18 protein-coding genes, 1 tRNA gene and 1 riboswitch are annotated in these 21,539 nt (G+C 33.8%); of the genes, 11 read left to right on the top strand and 8 right to left on the bottom strand.

The features are described 5' to 3' along the window. Positions 1–14: 14 nt before the first annotated feature. A riboswitch (cobalamin riboswitch) is annotated at positions 15–212 on the bottom strand. A 239-nt stretch (positions 213–451) separates the two neighbouring features. From G6042_RS12600 to G6042_RS12585, 4 genes are read left to right on the top strand one after another with little or no spacing between them, the layout of a single operon-like run. Continuing rightward, positions 452–1,588, top strand: coding sequence for an ABC transporter substrate-binding protein (locus G6042_RS12600; protein WP_169524803.1), 1,137 nt, complete (start codon positions 452–454; stop codon positions 1,586–1,588). A 28-nt stretch (positions 1,589–1,616) separates the two neighbouring features. Beyond that, positions 1,617–2,639 (top strand): iron ABC transporter permease, encoded by a 1,023-nt coding sequence (locus G6042_RS12595; protein WP_169524802.1) that lies wholly within the window; start codon positions 1,617–1,619, stop codon positions 2,637–2,639. 22 nt (positions 2,640–2,661) lie between these two features. Next, entirely contained in the window at positions 2,662–3,093 is a 432-nt protein-coding gene (locus G6042_RS12590; RefSeq protein ID WP_169524801.1) for a putative Ig domain-containing protein, read from the top strand. A gap of 2 nt (positions 3,094–3,095) precedes the next feature. Further along, entirely contained in the window at positions 3,096–3,896 is an 801-nt protein-coding gene (locus G6042_RS12585; protein ID WP_169524800.1) for an ABC transporter ATP-binding protein, read from the top strand. 63 nt (positions 3,897–3,959) lie between these two features. Here the strand turns inward: G6042_RS12585 and G6042_RS12580 are convergent, their stop codons facing one another. Beyond that, complete coding sequence (locus G6042_RS12580) at positions 3,960–4,409, bottom strand: tRNA (cytidine(34)-2'-O)-methyltransferase (RefSeq protein WP_169524799.1); 450 nt, start codon at positions 4,407–4,409, stop codon at positions 3,960–3,962. A 36-nt stretch (positions 4,410–4,445) separates the two neighbouring features. Continuing rightward, the gene (locus G6042_RS12575; protein WP_169524798.1) at positions 4,446–5,012 is read right to left on the bottom strand and encodes a pseudouridine synthase; all 567 of its coding nucleotides are present in this window, start codon (positions 5,010–5,012) and stop codon (positions 4,446–4,448) included. A gap of 83 nt (positions 5,013–5,095) precedes the next feature. On the opposite strand from G6042_RS12575, the gene rmuC reads away from it, so the two are divergent. From rmuC to G6042_RS12560, 3 genes are all read left to right on the top strand, one after another. Then, a complete protein-coding gene (rmuC, locus tag G6042_RS12570; RefSeq protein WP_169524797.1) occupies positions 5,096–6,418 on the top strand; it encodes a DNA recombination protein RmuC in 1,323 nt (440 codons plus the stop codon). 137 nt (positions 6,419–6,555) lie between these two features. After that, the gene (locus G6042_RS12565; protein WP_169524796.1) at positions 6,556–7,968 is read left to right on the top strand and encodes an Ig-like domain-containing protein; all 1,413 of its coding nucleotides are present in this window, start codon (positions 6,556–6,558) and stop codon (positions 7,966–7,968) included. A 10-nt stretch (positions 7,969–7,978) separates the two neighbouring features. Then, entirely contained in the window at positions 7,979–10,441 is a 2,463-nt protein-coding gene (locus tag G6042_RS12560) for an FG-GAP-like repeat-containing protein (RefSeq protein ID WP_235933310.1), read from the top strand. 55 nt (positions 10,442–10,496) lie between these two features. On the opposite strand, the gene G6042_RS12555 is transcribed toward G6042_RS12560, so the two are convergent. After that, a complete protein-coding gene (locus tag G6042_RS12555) occupies positions 10,497–10,994 on the bottom strand; it encodes a GNAT family N-acetyltransferase (RefSeq protein ID WP_169524795.1) in 498 nt (165 codons plus the stop codon). 1 nt (position 10,995) lies between these two features. After that, positions 10,996–11,451 carry a DUF1801 domain-containing protein gene (locus tag G6042_RS12550; RefSeq protein ID WP_169524794.1) on the bottom strand — a complete coding sequence of 152 codons (456 nt, stop codon included), beginning with the start codon at positions 11,449–11,451 and terminating at the stop codon, positions 10,996–10,998. A 71-nt stretch (positions 11,452–11,522) separates the two neighbouring features. On the opposite strand from G6042_RS12550, the gene G6042_RS12545 reads away from it, so the two are divergent. Further along, a complete protein-coding gene (locus tag G6042_RS12545; protein ID WP_169524793.1) occupies positions 11,523–12,608 on the top strand; it encodes a DUF3667 domain-containing protein in 1,086 nt (361 codons plus the stop codon). A gap of 4 nt (positions 12,609–12,612) precedes the next feature. Next, entirely contained in the window at positions 12,613–13,638 is a 1,026-nt protein-coding gene (locus G6042_RS12540; protein ID WP_211161686.1) for a M28 family metallopeptidase, read from the top strand. 56 nt (positions 13,639–13,694) lie between these two features. Here G6042_RS12540 and G6042_RS12535 read toward each other — a convergent pair. The 4 genes from G6042_RS12535 to G6042_RS12520 form a co-directional block, all read right to left on the bottom strand. Further along, positions 13,695–13,770, bottom strand: a tRNA-His gene (locus G6042_RS12535). A 63-nt stretch (positions 13,771–13,833) separates the two neighbouring features. Further along, positions 13,834–14,550, bottom strand: a complete 717-nt coding sequence (bshB1, locus tag G6042_RS12530) for a bacillithiol biosynthesis deacetylase BshB1 (protein WP_169524792.1) — start codon at positions 14,548–14,550, stop codon at positions 13,834–13,836. Between the two features lie 51 nt (positions 14,551–14,601). Further along, the gene (locus G6042_RS12525; protein WP_169524791.1) at positions 14,602–15,663 is read right to left on the bottom strand and encodes an isochorismate synthase; all 1,062 of its coding nucleotides are present in this window, start codon (positions 15,661–15,663) and stop codon (positions 14,602–14,604) included. Between the two features lie 2 nt (positions 15,664–15,665). Further along, positions 15,666–16,088 carry a PaaI family thioesterase gene (locus tag G6042_RS12520; RefSeq protein WP_169524790.1) on the bottom strand — a complete coding sequence of 141 codons (423 nt, stop codon included), beginning with the start codon at positions 16,086–16,088 and terminating at the stop codon, positions 15,666–15,668. A 187-nt stretch (positions 16,089–16,275) separates the two neighbouring features. Here G6042_RS12520 and G6042_RS12515 point away from each other — a divergent pair, with 187 nt between their 5' ends. Then, positions 16,276–17,775, top strand: coding sequence for a hypothetical protein (locus G6042_RS12515; RefSeq protein WP_169524789.1), 1,500 nt, complete (start codon positions 16,276–16,278; stop codon positions 17,773–17,775). Positions 17,776–17,873: 98 nt separating this feature from the next. After that, a complete protein-coding gene (gene purL, locus G6042_RS12510) occupies positions 17,874–21,527 on the top strand; it encodes a phosphoribosylformylglycinamidine synthase (protein ID WP_169524788.1) in 3,654 nt (1,217 codons plus the stop codon). The last annotated feature ends 12 nt before the right edge of the window (positions 21,528–21,539 follow it).

Raw genomic sequence — 21,539 nt, 5'->3', positions numbered from 1 at the left:
TTTCCCGAAAGTTTGTTACTCAATGAATAAAGGCAGGTTTCCTGACTTGCATCGATGTTGTTCGTCTTCTCATTCGCCGTGGCAAACAATGACATGTAGTTAACAACTCGTTTATAGCTTACAGTTGCGGGAACAGCTTTGGATTTTAACCAAATTCCCTTTTAATGTGATTTTGAAAAACTAAAATCACAACCTTAATTCGAGTGCAAAAGTAAACGAAAATATTACTTTTCGTCTCTCTTTTTGGAAAATTTATATATTAACCATACAAATCCAATGATAAAATGTAATACAATTACTCCGCCAACTATGTACATAAAGGTATTCGAATTATCTCTCATAATCTTAATTTTCAACAAATTTCGAAAGATTTAAAAAATGAATTTGCATCAATTGTTACACAAAAGAGATTTTGTTATCATAAACGTATATTTTTGCAAAAATCATTTCAATGAAAAATTTAAATCCCTTTTTATTAATCATAGCAATCTGTTCTTTATTCATTCAGTGTAAAACCGAAACTCAAAAAAATCAAACTATTTCTGCTGAAAATACAGTGAAATATGCCAAAGGTTTTTCCATTGAAAATTATGATGGCTTTAGCATCGTTACGGTTAAAAATCCTTGGCCAAAAGCTACAAAAACATACACTTACATTCTAAAAGAGAAAGACGGAATTGTTCCCGATAGTTTATCTCAAAACCCAATTATCAACGTTCCTATTCAGAAAATTGTAGTTACCTCAACAACGCATATCCCGTCATTGGAAATGTTTGACGAAGAGACAAAACTAATTGGTTTTCCGAACTTAGATTATATTTCTTCGGAAAAAGTACGCACATTAATTGACCAGAAAAAAGTAAAAGAACTTGGAAATAATCAATCACTCAACACTGAAGTTATACTTGATTTGCAACCTGATGTCATCATTGGTTATGGCATTGACAACAACAATCCAACGCTGGATAATTTGCAAAAAAGTGGTTTAAAAGTAATGCTTAACGGCGATTGGAACGAAGAAACTCCATTGGGAAAAGCGGAATGGATTAAATTTTTCGGAGCGATTTTTGGCAAACAGGAAAAAGCCGAAGAATTATTTACCAAAATTGAAACCGACTATTTAAAAACCATCGAAATTGCCAAACGTGCTACTTCTACTCCAACGGTTTTAGCAGGCGACATGTTTGAAGACAAATGGTATTTACCACGCGGAACAAGTTGGGGAAGTTTATTATTAAAACAAGCCAATGCCAACTATTTATGGCAAGAAACAACCGGAACCGGAAGTTTATCTTTGTCTTTTGAAACTGTTTTTGAAAAAGCAAAAAATGCTGATATTTGGCTAACTTCGGGACAATTTTCTACCTTAAAAGAAATGACTGATGCCAATCCGCATTATGGGCAATTTGATGCATTTAAAAACAAAAACGTATATTCGTTCACTCGAAAAAGAGGAAAAACTGGCGGTGTTTTATATTATGAATTGGCACCCAATCGTCCGGATATTGTGTTGAAAGATTTGGTAAAAATTTTGCATCCAGAATTATTGGTTGGCTATGAACCTTTCTTTTTTGAGAAGTTGCAATAAAACACAGATTACACAAATTTGAACAGATTTGAATTCAAAAAAAAACATATCTCTTTTTACTTTTTTGTCATTATTACTGCTATTGACATTGCTATTGAACATTTCCTTTGGTCAGGTTTCTATCCCGATTAAAGAAGTGGTGAAAAGTATTTTGGGTTCATCAGTCGAAAAAGAAACTTGGGAATACATCATTACCAATTATCGTTTACCCAAAGCAATTACGGCAATTTTGGTGGGAATTTCACTTTCTGTTAGTGGATTATTAATGCAAACTTTTTTTAGAAATCCACTTGCTGGTCCGTATGTTTTAGGATTAAGTTCGGGTTCAAGTCTTGGCGTAGCGTTTGTCGTTTTGGGTTCTAGTTTTTTACCCGCTGTAATTGCACAATTTTTTGTTTCTTCCTATGGAATAATTTTGGCTTCGTGTGTTGGAAGCTTATTCATTTTATTGCTCATCGTTTTAGTTTCAAAATATCTGCGTGATGTGATGTCAATTTTGATTGTCGGGTTGATGTTCAGTAGTTTTACGAGTGCAATTGTCAATATTCTAACCTATTTTAGCACAGCAGAACAATTACAGAAATACACTTTTTGGTCAATGGGAAACATCGGAAATATCAGTTGGCAAAATATCGGTTTTCTCTCGGTTGTAATTTTTATTGGAACGCTATTAAGTATTGCTTCATTGAAACCTTTGGATGCATTATTATTAGGAGAAAATTACGCTAAAAGCATGGGTTTGAATTTCAAGAAAACTCAAAATATCATCATACTTTCAACTAGTATTTTAACCGGAAGCATTACCGCTTTTGTTGGTCCGATTGCTTTTATTGGATTAGCTGTACCACATTTGACAAAACTATTATTTCAAACCAGCAATCATAAAATTTTATTCATCGGAACGATTTTAATTGGCTCAATAATCATGTTACTTTGTGATTTGATTTCCCAAATGCCGATGAGTGATTTTACATTACCAATTAATGCAATTACATCATTAGTTGGTGCACCAATTGTTATTTGGTTGATTATTAAACGAAAAACTATTTGATTTATTTTTAAACACATAGAATTTGAAAACTATTTTAAATTTTCTCGCTTTATTTATTTTGTTTCTAACATTCAATAGTTGCAGTGAACTCATTGATTGCATAGCAAGCACGAAACCTGAATTGAACTCAAAATCGTTACCATTAGGATACACAAACCAAAATTACAGCAATTTTATAACTGCATCCGTAAAAAATGATCCCAATGATGATGACTATGATTATCATTTTTCAATATCCGGAAATTATCCGCCGGGAATGACTTATTTTGAACAAGGAAGAAAATTATATTTCAGCGGTGCAGCCAATCAAGCTGGTGTTTATACTTTTAAAGTTACTGTAACCATCGATTATCCCGAATATTATGATGAAGATCAAGGTTTTTGGGAAGATGATAATAGAATTTGCTTCGGAAATGATACCGTTTCAAAAGAGTACACGATAACAATACAATAATTTTGAATAAAGAAACCATCATAGCAACTAACGATTTATCCATTGGCTACAAAACCAAAAAGGAAACCATTATCATTGCCAAAAATCTAAATTTGGAATTGACTTCGGGTAAATTAATCACGCTTGTTGGTGCGAACGGAATAGGAAAATCAACGCTTTTACGAACCTTAACCGGAATTCAGAAACCAATCTCTGGCGATGTTTTTTTAGCCGAAAAAAATATAAACTCTTTTGATAATCTGGAACTTGCACAAAATCTAAGTTTGGTTTTAACCGAAAAATTGCCTCCAAGTAATTTGACCGTTTTTGAATTGATCGCTTTAGGAAGACAACCTTATACCAATTGGCTTGGAAGACTTTCAGAAGATGATTTGAAAATCGTAAAAAAAGTAATGGAATTGGTTCAAATTGATCATTTAGCCGAGAAAAAACATTTTGAAATAAGCGATGGACAATTGCAAAAAGTGATGATTGCACGCGCTTTGGCACAAGAAACTTCGATTATTATTTTGGACGAACCAACAACGCATTTGGATTTATTTCATAAGGTTTCGGTTTTTAAACTTTTGAAAAAATTATCGCAAGAAACCAATAAATGCATTCTTTTTTCTACACATGATATTGATTTAGCCATTCAACTTAGTGACGAAATGATTGTCATGACTGAAGAAAATATCGTTCAAGATCAACCTTGTAACTTGATTTCAAAAGGAATTTTTAATTCACTTTTTAAAGATGAAACCATAACTTTTGATAGTGAAAAAGGGAAGTTTGTTATACAAAATACTGATTTTAAGACATAAAGACATTTGGATTTAAAGATTAGAAGACAAAAATTGTTCTTTCAATCCTTCAATCTTTCAATCTCACAAATAAATCTGCCTTCTCGCTTCTCCAATGACAAATGCTACAGAATTAGCTATATTGTAACTTCTAATTAGGTTTGACATTGGAATTTTTAGATGATTTTCAAATTTTGCTAGAATTTCTTGGCTTAAACCAACGCTTTCTTTGCCAAAAACCAACCAATCGCCATCTTGATATTCCACATCATAAATCGATTTTGAAGCATGGGAACTCATCAAGAAAACTCTTGATTTATCAGGAATTTGAGCCATCCATTCTTCGACATTATTATATTCGTTCCAATCCAAATGAACCCAATAATCTAAACCCGAACGCTTCAAGTTTTTATCGGTTATTTCAAATCCATAAGGTTTTATCAAGTGCAAACGACTTTCGGTACCAACGCAAAGACGACCAATATTTCCTGTATTGTTTGGTATTTCGGGTTCAACGAGAACGATGTTTAGCATTAATTTAGATTGTTAGATTATAAGATTTTCAGATTATTAGACATCGAATTGATCAATTTCTAAAACTTCTCCAGCTTTTAAGTTTTGCAAATGTAGGTTTCCTACTCGAATTCTAACCAATCGAAGCGTAGGAAATCCAACTGCTGCTGTCATTTTTCTGACTTGGCGAAATTTCCCTTCCGTTAAAGTAATCGAAATCCAAGAAGTTGGTCCGTGGCGTTCATCTCGAATTCGGCGACCTTCGCCAATGCAATTTGGTAATTGGGTAATAATCTTAGCTTCACATTTTTTGGTTGTATATCGAATGCCTTTGAAACCTATTTCTACGCCATTTTTGAGTTGTTCGATTGCTTCGTCAGTGATTATTCCGTCAACTTGTGCTAGATATTCTTTTTCAACGGTTTTACTTCTCACAATTTCACTCATCATTCCGTCGGTTGTAAGCAAAAGTAAACCTTCACTGTCTTCGTCCAATCGACCAATTGCCATCGTATTTTCGGGGAAATCAAATAGTTCGCCCAACAACTTTTTATGTCGCTTTTTTTCGTAAATAAATTGGCTTAAATATCCATTTGGCTTGTGAAGTAAAAAATGACGATGCATTGCTTTTTATTTGAAAACAAAAATACATTTTTCAAATCGTGTGTTTCAATTTAATGTTTATTTTTACAAAAACATTTTACAAAATGCCTGAATTTATTTCTCTTATTATCACTTTCATCATCGCCTTAGCTATTGGAATTTTTATTGGCAAAATCATTTTTTCTGCCAATTCTAAAACCGAAAAAGCTTCATTAGAAGAAAAAATAAACGGTTTATTGCAACAAATTGAACAATTGAAATTGCAAGTAAATCAAACCGCTCAAGAGCGCGAAACCATTAGAACCGAGAAAGAAGCTTTGGTTATTCAACTTTCAAAGAAAGAAACCGATTTTGAAAATCTTTGGGAAAGAAATAAAGAGCAAAAAGAGGAAGTAGAAAAGCTTCAGGAGAAATTTACTAAAGAATTTGAGAATTTGGCGAATAAAATTCTGGAAGAGAAAACCACGAAATTCACAGAACAAAACAAAGAAAATTTAAAAAATATTCTTTCGCCATTGCAAGACAAAATTCAGCTTTTTGAAAAGAAAGTTGAAGATACGCACAAAGAAAGTATTGATTATCATGCAGCGTTGCGTCAGCAAATTTTGGGTTTGCGTGAAATGAACGAGCAAATGAGTAAGGAAACGCTGAATTTGACCAAAGCTTTGAAAGGCGACAGCAAAATGCAAGGAAATTGGGGCGAATTGATTTTGGAACGTGTTTTGGAAAAATCGGGATTGGAAAAAGGTCGCGAATATGAAGTGCAACAAAGTTTTACCACCGAAGAAGGCAATCGTGTGCAACCCGATGTTGTGATTAATCTTCCAGACGGAAAGAAAATGATTGTTGATTCTAAAGTAACGCTTACGGCTTATGAAAAATACATCAACGAGGAAGATGACAACTTAAAATCGCAATTTCTAAAAGAACATTTGGTTTCATTAAAACGTCATGTGGATCAATTGAGCGAAAAAAATTATCACGATTTATATCAAATGGAAAGTCCTGATTTTGTGTTACTTTTTATCCCTATAGAATCGGCATTTGCTTTGGCTTTAAACGAAGACACCACTTTATACAACAAAGCATTTGAGAAAAACATTGTGATTGTTACGCCATCAACACTTTTGGCAACCTTGCGGACCATCGACAGCATGTGGACAAATCAAAAGCAACAGGAAAATGCCGTAGAAATTGCGCGACAAGCTGGAGCATTGTATGATAAATTCCACGGACTTTTGAGTGATTTGATTTCAGTTGGTAAAAAAATGGATGATGCCAAAGCTGGGTATTCTGATGCGATGAACAAATTAATTGATGGCAAAGGAAACCTCATTACTAGTGTAGAAAAACTAAAAAAAATGGGCGCAAAAGCTAAAAAAGCATTGCCCGAAAACATCCTAAACAGAGCCGAAAAAGAGGATTAAGCAATTATTAATTTCACTATAAAAACATTTAAAAACTAATAATTTATATAATTTTAACTATATTTTAATATTGTATCCTCAAAGATTATGTCATTTTAAAAAATTTACTATATTTGGTTCAATTTTTTAAAATTACAATGAAAAAAATTTACTTTTTGATACTACTTTTCACTTCATTCAACTTTATTTCTTGTTCTGATGATGATAGTGAATATGAAGATGTTTTACCCGTTGCTACAGACGATATTGCCAATTATGAAATTCTTACTCCAGCAACCGTAAATGTTTTGCTAAACGATACTTCTGGAGATGCTGTTGTACCAACAACTGTAAGCATCGTTGGCGGAACTGATACTGACACCAACGGAACTTTAGACAAATTAACCGTTACTAATGAAGGAATTTGGACTGTAGATGCAACAACTGGTTCCATCACTTTTACGCCAAACGGTGATTTTGGAGGAATACCTTCTGTCATAAAATATACTGTAAAAGATGCGCAAGGAAATGTATCAAACGAAGCTAGTGTAACCTTATTACCAGCTTCATCGGTTACTATGGATTTATCTCAAGTTCCTTACCCAAAACTTTCTGATTATAAGTTTTTTGGCGGAATGATGAAAAATCAAATTCCTACATTAAATGTATTACCATTTGAACCTGAAAGTTCTTTGTTTACTGATTATGCCTTAAAAAAACGTTTTGTTTGGATGCCATCCGGAACAAAAGCTACTTACAATGGTGATGGCAAAGTATTGGAACTTCCTGTTGGAGCAGTTTTGATAAAGAATTTCTATTATAATAATGTATTGCCATCAAATACTACACGAATAATCGAAACCCGATTAATGATTAGAAAAGCAAGTGGATGGATTTTTGCAGAATACGTTTGGAACGAAGAACAAACCGAAGCTTTTTACAATATGGATGGTTCTACTACCAATATTTCATGGATTGAAAATGGTACTACTAAAACAGTTACAAATTACAGAATTCCATCTGAAACCGAGTGTTTCGTTTGCCATAAAGTCAACAATGTTACTGCGCCAATTGGCATAAAACCTCAAAGCTTGAATAATAATTTCAACTTTTCTACTGGAACGCAAAATCAATTAGCAAAATGGATAGAAAGCGGCTATTTAGAGAACAATTTACCCAATAATATTGCTACTACAGTAGATTATAAAGATACGTCTAAACCTTTAGTAGATAGAGTTCGTTCGTATCTGGATATTAATTGTGCACATTGTCATAGTGCCGAAGGTCATTGTGAATACCGTCCAATGAGATTATCTTTTGGTGATACAGGAAATTCTTCTAATGGATTAACCAATTTAGGTGTTTGCGTTGACACAGAAGATATGCAAGGATTTCCTAGTAACCTTTCACTGATAATTAATCCAGGAAATGCCGAAAGATCAATGATGTTTTATCGTTTAAATACCAACAACCCAACCTATAGAATGCCACTACATGGAAGAAGTGTTATTCATGATGAAGGAGTTGCTTTACTAGAAGAATGGATAAATTCCCTAACCGCTTGTCCTTAAAAATTAAAATATGAAAAAAATTACTTTTATTATTGTTTTGTCATTAATGAGTTTTTTCTCGTTTGGGCAAGATAATTGTGGTGCAGCTTTAGCTATAACCGCAGGAAATACCGTTGTTGATGGTATTAATGGTTCTCAGGTTCCAGTACTTCTTTGTTCTTCAGAACAAGGTGCAGTTCCTGCAAATCGACCACCGAGAGGTAAATGGTATTCTTACACGCCAACTGCTAATCACACCGTAACTATTACAACGGATATTGCTCAAAATACTCCAAGAGTTGACACACGCTTTCATGTTTACACTGGAACATGTGAAAATTTAGTTTGTCATTCAGGTGATGATGACTCAGGAGTTGGATCAGGCAACTATTCATCTGTTGCTACTTTTGATGTTGTTGCTAACACAACTTATTATATTGCTTGGGATAATAGATGGACTTCTAATGGATTTACTTTTCAACTACTTGAACATGGTGAAAATCCTTGTGTAACAGCAACACCAATTACTGCAGGAAATACTGTAACGGTTTCTAGCATTGATGGTGAAAACATAACTGGTGGTGGATGTTCTCCAACTGCTACAGCCGCAAAATGGTATTCTTATACTCCAAATACAACTTTAAATCTTACTATTAGCTCTGACTTACCTCAAAATATTTGTAAAAACACCAACTTTAGTGTTTATACTGGAAATTGCCCAGGAGTTTTAACTTGTGTTACTAGTGATGATGATTCAGGTGTATTACAATGTAATTCAGGCAATACAAATTCTCTTTTATCTAAAAAAACTTTCGAGGTTAATGCAGGAACTACCTATTACATTGCATGGGATAACAAATGGAGTGATGCAGGTTTTGATTTTATCTTGACAGAGCAAGTTATCGTTATTCCTGTTGCTTATTCAACTCAAACTATTCCAAATCTTAACAGTCAATACACAAGTTGTATTGTTGATATGAATAACGATAATCTTGATGATGTTGTTGGTGTTAGTGATAACAATTTAAACATTCATTATCAAACAAATAGTAGTAGTTTTAATGCTGTAAACATTCCTGTAACCGGAACTAGCAAAATGCCAACTTGGAGTATTGCTGCAGGAGATTATAACAAAGATGGCTATAACGATTTGGTGTTAGGTGATTACAATGGTTTATCACTTTGGAAATCATCAAACAACGGAACAGCATATACAAGTATTACTCCGGGAGATTACATTTTTTGTCAAAGAACGAATTTTGTTGATTTGAACAACGATGGAAATTTAGATATTTTTTCTTGTCATGATATTGATCCTAACGTTTACTATTTGAATGACATCGCTGGAAATCTGAATTACTACCAATCAGGAACAACTCCTGGAGCTTATATGCTAGGAATAACACCAAGTGGCGGAAATTATGCTTCAATCTGGACCGATTATGACAATGATGGTGATGTTGATTTATTTATCTCAAAATGTTCTGGTCCACCAAGTGAATTGCACAGAAATGACGGAAATGGCGTTTTTACTGATATTTCTGCTCAAGCTGGAGTTAACATTGTTCCGATTCAGTCTTGGTCATCAGTTGTTGCTGATTTTGACAACGATGGCGATATGGACATTGTAATTGGTTCAAACGGTGGTGTTGGACATAAATTCTTAAGAAATGATTTAGACAAAACAAATGACGTTGAAGAACCTTTTATGAATATCACTACTGGTTCTGGTTTAGATTTAGACAATACTAACAGTAGAGATTATATTGCCTATGATTTTGACAATGATGGATGGGTTGATATTATGGGAAGTGGAAGCAAAATAATGTTCAATAAAGGAAATAACACTTTTGAACCTACAGTTTATAATTCAATTGGTGTTGGTGCTATTGGTGATTTGAACAACGACGGATTCTTAGATATCGTTAACGGAAGTACTGTTCGTTATGCTGTTCCAAATGGTAACAAATGGTTAAAAATTACTACCAAAGGTATTCAAAGTAACGGTAATGGAATTGGAGCAAGAATTGAAATTTATGGTGCTTGGGGAAAACAAATTAGAGATGTTCGTAGTGGCGAAGGATTTGAATACATGAGTACATTAAATACTCATTTTGGAATTGGGACAGCATCAACAATTGACCAAGTTGTTATTAAATGGCCTTCTGGAATTGTTGATACTTTTACAAATGTTGCACCAAATCAGGTTTTAAATGTTGTAGAAGGACAAACTTTGGGAACCAATTCTTTTGATAGTTTTGTTTTTACAGTTTATCCAAATCCAGTGAAAAATATTATTAATATAAACATCAATACAACTAATCCTGTTGAATTTAATTCGGCTGTAATTTATGACTTAAACGGTAGAATGGTTCAGCAAGCAAAAGTTGAAAACAAAACCGTAAATGTTGATGCTTTAGCAAAAGGAACTTATATACTTAAACTAAAAGACGAATACAGCAGAGAATATTCTCAAAAATTCATAAAAGAATAATCTTCTAGTTATTTTCAATAAAAAAAGTCTTCGCTTTAAGCAGTGAAGACTTTTTTTATATCTCTTTTTCCATCACAAAATCATCCATGATGAAATTATTACCAATATCGATAACTTCTTCATAAGCAACAACAAATCCTATTTTCTTGTAAAAATTTTGAGCTGGATTGTATTTATTTACATTCAAAAAAATAGCCGACTGATGATTTTCTTTCGCTTTTTCAGATAAAAAGTTAACCAACTTCACTCCTATTCCGCTGCCTTGTGTTTCAGGTAAAACGTATAGTTTGTGCAATTTTGTTTTTCCAACTGAATTACAATTCAATTCATACGAAGCAAAACCTAAAAACTCCTTTTCTTTTTTTGCCAAAATAAAATGATGCTTTTTAACTTCCAACTGTTCTTTTAAAGCAGACTTACTGTACATCATTTCAAGCATATACTCAATTTGAGCCGATGAAATCACATCTTTGTATGCAATTGGCCATGTTTTTTGAGCAATATCTTGAACGATATCAAGTTGTTCTACTTTGGCTTCAATAATTTCAATCATCTTATCGCTTTAAATTTTTTTCATACAACGAAATCCAATCCTGAACCGACATTTTAGCAACCAATTGACCTAATAATTCATACGGAATATCATTCATCTTTTTAAATCGAATACAACTTTTTCCCATATCTAATTTGGTTTTACAATGCTTTGGATATTCAGCAATAAACCAGTTTAATAAACTTTCATCGGCATAAATTCCCATGTGATAAAAAGCAATAAAATTCTTTTGCGAAGCAACTGATATAAAAGGCAAAGGCGTTTTTGGATCACAATGATAACCACTTGGATAAATAGAATGTGGCACAACATAGCCTAACATTCCATAACCCATCGTTTCTTCAAAACCTTCTGGTAAGTTATCCAAAACCGTTTTTCTAATGTTTTCAATTACACTTTTTCGTTCATCAGGAAGTGAATCGACATATTCTGCTGGTGTTTTTGCTGTAGATTGCATACTTGTTTAATTTGTTCTTCAAAAATAGAAATTATTTTAATAGTTTTACGATTGATAATACTTTCCAAATTATGTCACACAATACAATTCGAGAAGATAAAACCTGTTTAAACTGTAATCATGTTGTGGCACAACGTTTTTGCCCAAATTGCGGTCAAGAAAATATCGATACTCGAAAGACATTCTATCAACTATTTGTTCATTTTTTTGAAGATTTAACCCATTATGAAAATTCGTTTTGGAAAACCATTCGCAACTTGATTTTCAAACCGGCATCGCTTACAAAAGAATATTTGTCTGGAAAAAGAATGTCGTATTTGGCGCCAATTAGATTATACATTTTCATCAGTTTTGTTACTTTTTTTGTCATTTCAATAATCCCAGAAAATGAGAATGATGATGTTGTTAAAGTTAAAGAATCTACTGTTTATGAAGATGAATTAGATTCTTTAAACACTAAAAAAGACAGTATTGTTACTACTAATTTCATTAAAGGTCTTGAAAAAAAAGGGATAATTGACAAAGAAGACGTTGATTCTCTTCAAAAAGAAATGGAAATATCTAGGAAGAAGAACAGAAACAAAGAACGAATTGTTAATATTGGATATGCTTCGATAGAAGAAATGGATTCTATTCAAAAATTTGCAAAAGAAGATGAAAAACTGAGTGATTTTTACTATTGGCTCAACAAAAAATTCATTCTCGCTCAAAAAGGTAAAACACAAAAAGAAGTTAGAGAAAAGTTTACGGAATCGTTCTTTAAGAATATTCCTAAAGGCTTATTCATCTACATGCCTTTATTTGCCTTTGTTTTATGGCTATTTCAAGATAAAAAGCGATGGTATTATTTTGACCACGGAATTTTTACCTTGCATTATTTTTCTTTTTTACTACTGGCAACCTTAATCATCGAATTATATACCTTTTTCTTTGGTTTGGCTGGAGAAAACGTAATACTTCAATCAATCGTTGGAATACTTGATTTTATAATCATCGTTTATATGCTTTATTATTTTTTTCCTGCGCATCATCGATTTTATGGTCAATCAAGAATGGTTACCATACTAAAAGGTACAATAATATTCTTCATCAACATGATTATTCTTGGCTTCATACTTACTGCACTTGCAGCCTATTCATTCATTAACATACATTAAAACCATGATAAAAAAACTCATTCCTTTATTTGCTTTAACATTTTTCATCAGTTGTTCTACAGCTAAAAAAACTGTTGATTATGATAAAATCGAAGCAAAATATGTCAATCAAATTAATCCTGAAAATCTAAAAAAGCATTTAACAATCATTGCTTCTGACGAAATGGAAGGCAGAAACACAGGAAGCGAAGGTCAAAAAAAAGCCGGACGATATATGATTGATGAATACAAGAAGATGAATGTTTCGTTTCCAAAAGGTGCAAAAGATTACTATCAAGCTGTTCCTGCTTCGTTCTTGAATGCCAAAAGAAATCTGAACTTACCTGATTCTGAAAATATTTGGGCTTACATTGAAGGTTCAGATAAAAAAGATGAAATCGTGGTAGTTTCGGCACATTATGATCATGTTGGAATGAAAAATGGCGAAATTTACAATGGTGCTGACGACGATGGTTCCGGAACAGTTGCATTAATGGAAATCGCGAGAGTTTTCCAAAAAGCAAAAGAAAACGGAAATGGTCCAAGACGTTCTATCTTAATTCTTCATGTTACTGCCGAAGAAGTTGGTCTACACGGTTCAAGATATTATTCTGAAAATCCATTATTTCCATTAGCTAACACTGTTGCCGATGTGAATATCGATATGATTGGTCGTCGTGATGAGTTACACAAAGATTCCAACAATTATGTTTATGTTATTGGTTCGGATTATCTTTCGACCGATTTGTATAACATTTGTGAAAATGCCAATACAAAACACGGATTATTGACTTTAGATTACAAATACAACGATAAGAATGATAAAAACCGTTTTTATTACCGTTCTGACCATTATAACTTCGCTAAAAACGGAATTCCATCAGTGTTTTTATTCAGTGGCGTTCACGAAGATTACCATAAACCAACGGATGATGTCGATAAAATTGAGTTTGACGCTGTAACTACAAGAACAAAATATGCGTTTGCCATTGCTTGGGAAATTGCTAACAGAGAAAACAAATTAATTGTAGATAAAAACGATGCACAATAATCGTAAAAAGTATAAAAACAAAAAAAGTCCTGAGAAATCTCAGGACTTTTGCTTTTGGGTGAAAGACGGGTCTCGAACCCGCGACCTTCGGAACCACAATCCGACGCTCTAACCAACTGAGCTACAATCACCATTTGTTAAGCGAGTGCAAATATAATGCAAAAGTTAGTTCTTGCAAAAATTATTTCATCTTTTTTACTTCAAATCTGCTAAGCTATTGACCGCCAAATATCTTTCTACTGTAAAACCTTCGGCATATTCTACTCCAACTATTCGTCCTAAGTCTTGCGAACGATAATGAATGCTTTCCAAAAAGTTTTTTGTAGCAATTGGCGTTACTGGTTCGTTTGAGTTTTCAGCATAAAATTGTGACGAATACGCCATAATTGCCGCTGTTTTTTTATCAATAAATTCAGAAATATCAACTACAAAATCAGGTTCGATGTTTTTCCATTGAATGTAATGGTAAACTACTTTTGGTCGCCACGCTTCTTGAGAAACACCGTCGTGAACCGTTTCTATTTTTCGCAAACCTGATAAAAAACAAGCATCCGAAACCAATTTGCTTCCTTTTCCGTGATCAATATGTCGGTCATCAATAGCATTACAAATCACAATCTCGGGTTGATATTTTCGAATTCGCTTGATGATTTCCAACTGATGTTGCTCGTCATTTACAAAAAAACCATCACGCATACTCAAATTTTCGCGAACCGAAATTCCTAAGATTTCCGCTGCTTTTTTAGCTTCTGCATCACGAATAGGCACTGAACCGCGAGTTCCTAATTCGCCACGGGTTAAATCAATAATTCCAACTTTTTTCCCTAGCGAAACTTCTTTGGCAATCGTTCCGCTGCAACCTAATTCCACATCATCGGGATGTGCGCCAAAAGCAAGTATATCTAATTTCATATTTTCTAAACTTTATTTTCCACTTCTAACTTCTAACTCCAAACTTCCTACTCAAATTACTTTTTTCATCGTCATCGATTTGTTGACGGTTTCAATATATTCATTTTCAGGAATGCTATCTTCTGTAATTCCGCAACCAATGTACAAATTCGCAATTTTATCTTCGATTTTCATACATCGTAAATTAACAAACAAATCGGTTTTTTGTAATTTAAAAGTAAGCAAGTCAATATTCATTTCGCCCAAAAATCCGGCATAAAATTCTCTTTCATAGTTTTCATGTTCCAAAATAAATGCCTTTGCTACTTCTTTTGGCAATCCACAAACCGCAGAAGTTGGGTGCAACGATTTAATTATCTTCTGAAAAGCATTTTTATTTTTGGCTGTTGCCGAAATATCGGTTTTGATATGCCAAATATTTCCCGCTTTTACCGAATATGGACTTGAAATGGTGATTTCTTTAACTAAATCTTCCAAACTTCCCACAATAAAATCAGTGACTAATTGCTGTTCGTATTTTTCTTTTTCTTGCCAAATAACTTCTTGATTTTCAATATTTAGCTGAGTTCCAGCCAATGCAACGGTTTTCAGCAAATTACCATTGGTTTGCAGCAATTGTTCTGGTGTTGCGCCAAGCCAAGTTCCAATTTTTGGATGAAAAAAGCAATATTTAAAAGCCGTTGGATAATTGGTTACCAATCGTTTAAATGTAACTTCTGCATCAAAATCAGCAACCGAAATTTCTTCTTTTCGAGACAAAACTACTTTTTGAAACTGATTGTTTTTTATCGCCTGAATGCCTTTGGTTACCAAATTTTCAAAATCGTTTTTTGCTTCCAAATTTTCAGAAACTGAAGTAACATTGAACACAAAAAAATCTTTACTCTTTACATTTTCCACAAAAACATCGGAATATTCCAAAGGAATAAACGGAAAATCATTGGCATCAAACGGAGCAAAAACAAATCCTTTTTCTTCGAAATTTTCTAAGAAATATAAATGATCATTTCGCTGAAACAAACCCACAATTTTATCGGAATTGGGCTTGCAAAAAATCACAAAAGGTAAATTTTGTTCTTGCTGAGTTTTGACTTTTATAAATAAATCGGTCATCGTTATCGTCTTGGTAAAATCATATTGGTCAACTTACAAAGCGAAATCAATTTATCATTTTCATCGGTAATTTTTATTTCCCAAAGATGAATACTTCTACCTTGATGAATGATTTTTGCCGTACAAAAAACCGTTCCTTCACGTTTACTTTTTAAATGATTAGCCGAAATTTCAATACCGCGAACTTCTTGCTTTTCAGGATTGATAAACATAATCGATGCTGCACTTCCAACACTTTCTGCCAACGCCACTGTTGCACCACCGTGAAGTAATCCCATGGGTTGATGAACTCGACTATTAACTGGCATTTTTGCAGTTAAAAAACCTTCTCCAGCATCAATATATTCTATTTCCAAAGTTTCCATCAAAGTGTTTTTACACCAATCGTTGCAAAACTTCAATACTTTTTCTCTATCAAATGACATAGCTTATTTTTTTTGTAAAAATACTACTTATTTATAAGTCAGAAAAACAAAAACTCATTCCTATTTCGAAAAACAAAGCACAAGGTTTCAGTTAAGCAATACTAAAAAACTATTTTTTTCGTTATCTTTTTTTTAAGTTTTTCAATTTTCAAATTAATACTTACATTTACCAAAATTCATAAAACCAATGCGTACTTTTATTTTTTTACTTTTTATAGGATTTGCCATTTCAATGAGTTCATGTCGCGAAGATTTTGAATTTGAACGAAGCACAGGCGGTTTAACCTTTTCAAAAGACACGGTTTATTGTGATACGGTTTTTACCAATATCAGTTCAAGCACGTATTCGTTGAAAGTGTATAATAAAAGTAATAAAGACATCAAAATTCCAACCATTCGATTAGCAAGACCTGATTCCAAATACCGAATTACCGTTGACGGAATGACTGGAGAAAACCAAAACAATCGAACCTTTAAAGATGTAGAACTTTTGGCAAAAGACAGCATGTATATTTTCATTGAAGTGACTGCCGATGTTGCTTCAAGCAATCCAACCGATTTTTTATATACCGATCAAATTCTTTTTGACGAAGGTACCAATCAGCAAAAAGTAGAATTGGTAACTCTAATTCAAGATGCGTATTTTTTGTATCCAAAACGATTTAGCGATGGAACAACAGAAACACTTGAAATCGAAGGACTTTCAGACAGTATTTATGGCTTTTTCTTAGATGAAAATGATCCTGTAAACGGCAATGAATACCTTTGGAAAAACGACAAACCTTATGTTATTTATGGATATGCAGCTGTTCCCAATGCTAAAACTCTCGAAATTGAACCTGGCGCACGAATACATTTTCACGCCGATTCAGGTTTAATTGTAGGTAATGGTGCCACTTTAAAAGCCAAAGGAACTTTGGAAGATAAAATTATTTTTGAAGGCGACCGATTAGAACCTGGATTTTCAAATGTTGCTGGTCAATGGGAAACTATTTGGCTTACCGCTGGAAGTACCAATAATGAAATTGAACATGTAATCATTAAAAACTCAGTTGTCGGACTAAATATTGATAGCAACGACGGAAATTCTATGACAATAAAAAATACCGAAATTTACAATTCGTCGTTGATTGGTTTATATGCCAAAACGGCCTGGATTCATTCGGAAAATCTGGTTATAAACAACGCAGGAATTGCCGCATTGGCTTGTACACTTGGCGGAATATACGAGTTTAGACATTGTACGTTCAACAATAATTGGGCAAGTTCACGGCAGTTTGCGGTTATGATAAACAATTTCTACAAAGACGAAAACAATATTGAACACGCTTTTCCTTTGGGAGCAGCTACTTTTACAAACTGCATCATTTATGGAAGTAACACCTATGCGTTGTCTCTCGCAAAAAGTCAAAATCCCGATGCTATTTGGGAAAATTTATCTTTTTTAAAATGTGTGATGAAATTTGGCACAAGCACCGATGATTTGTACAGCTTTATTTTCAACAATCCCGAAATCAAACGAAATGAAAACCCTTATTTCCTTGATGTTTACAACAATAAATTAAGTATTGGAGAATTGTCATCTGCAAGAGGTTTTGGAGACGCCGCCATCTTACCATTTGATATTTTAGGAAATGCAAGGCCTTTATTAAATCCTGATGTTGGTGCTTATCAGTTTCAGGAATAATGCGATAATTTTTGAAGATTAATTTGTTACTAAACCTTTTTTTAGTTTCGCATTTTTAAACTAAATTTGCACCTACAACAACAACTAATTTATACACAATGATTCATTTCTTCGGAAACGAAAGTTCTACTGTATTTGCTGTACAATCAGCAAGAGAGCTTTCGGCAGAAACTATCTCAAAATTAAACTGGCTTTTTGGCAACGCACATAAAATAGAAAAATCCGTACTGACGGATTTTTTTGTTGGACCAAGAGCAACAATGATAACGCCTTGGAGTACCAATGCTGTTGAAATTACCCAAAATATGGGAATTGAAGGCATCATCAGAATTGAGGAGTTTGAAAAAGTTTCGAACGATTTTGGTAATTTTGATCCAATGCTTTCGCAAAAATATTCCGAATTAAATCAAGATATTTTTACCATCAATATTCAACCCGAAGCTATTCTTGAAATTGATGATATTGCTAGTTACAACAAACAAGAAGGTTTGGCGTTAAGCGATGAAGAAGTTGAATATTTAAACAATGTTTCTCAAAAAATTGGTAGAGAACTAACCGATTCAGAAGTTTTCGGTTTTTCACAAGTCAATTCAGAACATTGTCGCCACAAAATTTTCAACGGAACGTTTGTCATTGATGGTGTTGAAAAAGAAACTTCTCTTTTCAAATTAATCAAAAAAACCTCAGCCGAAAATCCAAACGATATTGTTTCGGCTTATAAAGATAATGTTGCCTTTATCAAAGGTCCAACAGTAGAACAATTTGCACCAAAAAGCGCTGACAAACCTGATTTTTATTCTAAAAAACAATTTGATTCTGTTATTTCATTAAAAGCAGAAACACATAATTTTCCAACTACGGTTGAACCATTTAACGGTGCAGCAACAGGTTCGGGTGGAGAAATTCGCGACAGATTAGCTGGTGGACAAGGTTCGTTACCATTGGCTGGAACTGCAGTTTACATGACAGCATATTCTCGATTGAACAACAATCGTTCGTATGAAAAAAATGGAATGCTAGAAAGAAAATGGCTATACCAAACTCCAATGGATATTTTAATCAAAGCGTCAAATGGTGCTTCTGATTTTGGAAATAAATTTGGACAACCATTGATTACAGGTTCTATTTTAACTTTTGAACATGAAGAAGAAAACAGAAAGTTAGGTTACGATAAGGTAATCATGCAAGCTGGTGGAATTGGTTACGGAAAATTAGCGCAAGCAAAAAAACATGAACCAAAAGTTGGCGATAAAATCGTAATTCTTGGTGGTGAAAATTACAGAATTGGAATGGGCGGAGCGGCAGTTTCTTCGGCTGATACTGGAGCTTTTGGTTCTGGAATTGAGCTAAATGCCATTCAACGTTCTAATCCCGAAATGCAAAAACGTGCAGCAAATGCCATTCGTGGTTTGGTAGAAAGTGATGAAAATCCAATAGTTTCTATTCACGATCACGGTGCTGGCGGACATTTGAATTGCTTATCCGAATTGGTTGAAGCAACCGGAGGTTTAATTGATTTAGACAAATTGCCTGTTGGCGATCCAACGCTTTCTGCTAAAGAAATCATAGGTAACGAATCGCAAGAAAGAATGGGATTGGTTATTGGTCAAAAAGACATCGATACGTTACAGCGAATTGCCGAAAGAGAACGTTCGCCAATGTATCAAGTTGGTGACGTAACCGGAAATAATCGCTTCACTTTTGAAAGCAAAACGACTGGTGAAAAACCTATGGATTTTGCCTTGGAAGATATGTTTGGTAGTTCGCCAAAAACCATCATGGCAGACAAAACTATCGTGAGAAATTATGCTGATTTAGAGTATTCTCAATCAACTATTCCAACTTATTTAGAAGAAGTTTTAAAACTAGAAGCTGTTGCTTGTAAAGATTGGTTAACCAACAAAGTAGATCGTTGCGTTGGCGGAAAAGTTGCCAAACAGCAATGTGTTGGACCATTGCAATTACCGTTAAATAACGTTGGTGTAATGGCTTTGGATTATAACGGAAAAGAAGGAATTGCAACATCAATTGGACATTCGCCTATTTCAGCATTGATTGATCCAAAAGCTGGAAGCCGAAATGCCATTGGCGAAGCTTTATCAAATATAGTTTTTGCTCCTTTAAAAGATAATTTAAAATCGGTTTCATTATCAGCCAACTGGATGTGGGCTTGTAAAAACGAAGGTGAAGATGCGCGTTTATACGAAGCGGTTGAAGCTTGTTCAGACTTTGCTATCGAATTGGGAATCAATATTCCAACCGGAAAAGATTCGCTTTCAATGAAACAAAAATATCCTAATGACGAAGTAATTGCTCCGGGAACGGTTATTATTTCGGCTGCTGGAAATTGTTCAAATATTACCAAAGTGGTTGAACCCGTTTTACAGCGTAACAAAGGTTCGATTTACTATATTAATTTATCGCAAGACGATTTCAAATTAGGTGGAAGCTCTTTTGCACAAACCTTAAACAAGATTGGTTCGGAAACGCCAACGATTAAAAATTCGGCTTTTTTCAAACTCGCTTTCAATACTATTCAAGATTTAATTAAAAATAGACAAATCGTTGCAGGACATGACATTGGAAGCGGTGGATTAATCACAACTTTATTGGAAATGTGTTTTGCCGATGTGAATTTAGGTGCTAAAATTTCCTTTGATGCTTTTGCCGAAAAAGATTTGGTGAAAATTTTATTCTCAGAAAACATTGGAGTTGTGCTTCAAGCCAAAGACGATGCAGCTTTTGAAAAAGCATTTGAAGGAATGGAAATTTTCAAAATTGGAACGGTTGAAAGTTCAGATGTTTTAGAAATTAATAGTTTAAAGTTTCAAGTTTCAAGTTATAGAAAAATGTGGTTTGAAACCTCTTTCCTACTCGACCAAAAACAAACCAAAAACAACAAAGCCAAAGAGCGTTTTGATAATTTAGGGCAACAAGCTTTACAGTATAAATTTCCAAGTCATTTCACAGGAATTAAACCTACTATTGATGCTTCAAAACCTCGTCCGAAAGCAGCAATTATCCGTGAAAAAGGAAGTAATTCTGAGCGAGAAATGGCAAATGCTATGTACTTAGCCGGATTTGATGTAAAAGACGTTCACATGACTGATTTGATTTCGGGAAGAGAAACTTTAGAAGATATTCAGTTTATTGGTGCTGTTGGTGGATTTTCTAATTCGGATGTTTTAGGAAGCGCAAAAGGTTGGGCTGGAGCTTTCAAATATAACGAAAAAGCCAATATTGCTTTGAAGAATTTCTTTAAGCGTGAAGACACTTTATCAGTTGGAATTTGTAATGGATGCCAATTGTTTATGGAATTGGAATTAATCAATCCGGAACACGAAATTCACGGAAAAATGCAACATAACGATTCTCAAAAACACGAAAGCGGTTTCACCTCTGTAACCATTCAAGAAAATCATTCGGTGATGTTGAATACCTTAGCTGGAACAACTCTTGGCGTTTGGATTTCACACGGTGAAGGAAAATTCAAATTACCATACGAAGAAAGCAAATATAATATCGTAGCAAAATATGCTTATGAAGGTTATCCTGCCAATCCAAACGGTTCAGATTACAACACAGCAATGTTATGTGACAAAACCGGAAGACATTTGGTTATGATGCCGCATATTGAACGTTCAACTTTCCCTTGGAATTGGGCATATTATCCATCTGATAAAAAAGACGAAGTTTCACCTTGGATTGAAGCGTTTGTCAATGCTAGAAAATGGATTGAAAATCAAAAATAAATTAAAAAACAC

The sequence above is a fragment of the Flavobacterium solisilvae genome (assembly GCF_012911605.1).
GTDB lineage: Bacteria > Bacteroidota > Bacteroidia > Flavobacteriales > Flavobacteriaceae > Flavobacterium > Flavobacterium solisilvae.
This window is presented reverse-complemented; position numbering and strand designations above follow the sequence as displayed.

What these genes read in the sequence shown, in the direction of transcription:
- rmuC (WP_169524797.1), top strand. Translation starts at nt 5,096, where the DNA reads ATGCCTGAATTTATTTCTCTTATTATCACTTTCATCATCGCCTTAGCT.
- G6042_RS12540 (WP_211161686.1), top strand. Translation starts at nt 12,613, where the DNA reads ATGATAAAAAAACTCATTCCTTTATTTGCTTTAACATTTTTCATCAGT.
- G6042_RS12550 (WP_169524794.1), bottom strand. Translation starts at nt 11,451, where the DNA reads ATGCAATCTACAGCAAAAACACCAGCAGAATATGTCGATTCACTTCCT.
- G6042_RS12580 (WP_169524799.1), bottom strand. Translation starts at nt 4,409, where the DNA reads ATGCTAAACATCGTTCTCGTTGAACCCGAAATACCAAACAATACAGGA.
- G6042_RS12515 (WP_169524789.1), top strand. Translation starts at nt 16,276, where the DNA reads ATGCGTACTTTTATTTTTTTACTTTTTATAGGATTTGCCATTTCAATG.
- G6042_RS12560 (WP_235933310.1), top strand. Translation starts at nt 7,979, where the DNA reads ATGAAAAAAATTACTTTTATTATTGTTTTGTCATTAATGAGTTTTTTC.
- G6042_RS12555 (WP_169524795.1), bottom strand. Translation starts at nt 10,994, where the DNA reads ATGATTGAAATTATTGAAGCCAAAGTAGAACAACTTGATATCGTTCAA.
- bshB1 (WP_169524792.1), bottom strand. Translation starts at nt 14,550, where the DNA reads ATGAAATTAGATATACTTGCTTTTGGCGCACATCCCGATGATGTGGAA.
- G6042_RS12545 (WP_169524793.1), top strand. Translation starts at nt 11,523, where the DNA reads ATGTCACACAATACAATTCGAGAAGATAAAACCTGTTTAAACTGTAAT.
- purL (WP_169524788.1), top strand. Translation starts at nt 17,874, where the DNA reads ATGATTCATTTCTTCGGAAACGAAAGTTCTACTGTATTTGCTGTACAA.
- G6042_RS12600 (WP_169524803.1), top strand. Translation starts at nt 452, where the DNA reads ATGAAAAATTTAAATCCCTTTTTATTAATCATAGCAATCTGTTCTTTA.
- G6042_RS12565 (WP_169524796.1), top strand. Translation starts at nt 6,556, where the DNA reads ATGAAAAAAATTTACTTTTTGATACTACTTTTCACTTCATTCAACTTT.
- G6042_RS12520 (WP_169524790.1), bottom strand. Translation starts at nt 16,088, where the DNA reads ATGTCATTTGATAGAGAAAAAGTATTGAAGTTTTGCAACGATTGGTGT.
- G6042_RS12525 (WP_169524791.1), bottom strand. Translation starts at nt 15,663, where the DNA reads ATGACCGATTTATTTATAAAAGTCAAAACTCAGCAAGAACAAAATTTA.
- G6042_RS12575 (WP_169524798.1), bottom strand. Translation starts at nt 5,012, where the DNA reads ATGCATCGTCATTTTTTACTTCACAAGCCAAATGGATATTTAAGCCAA.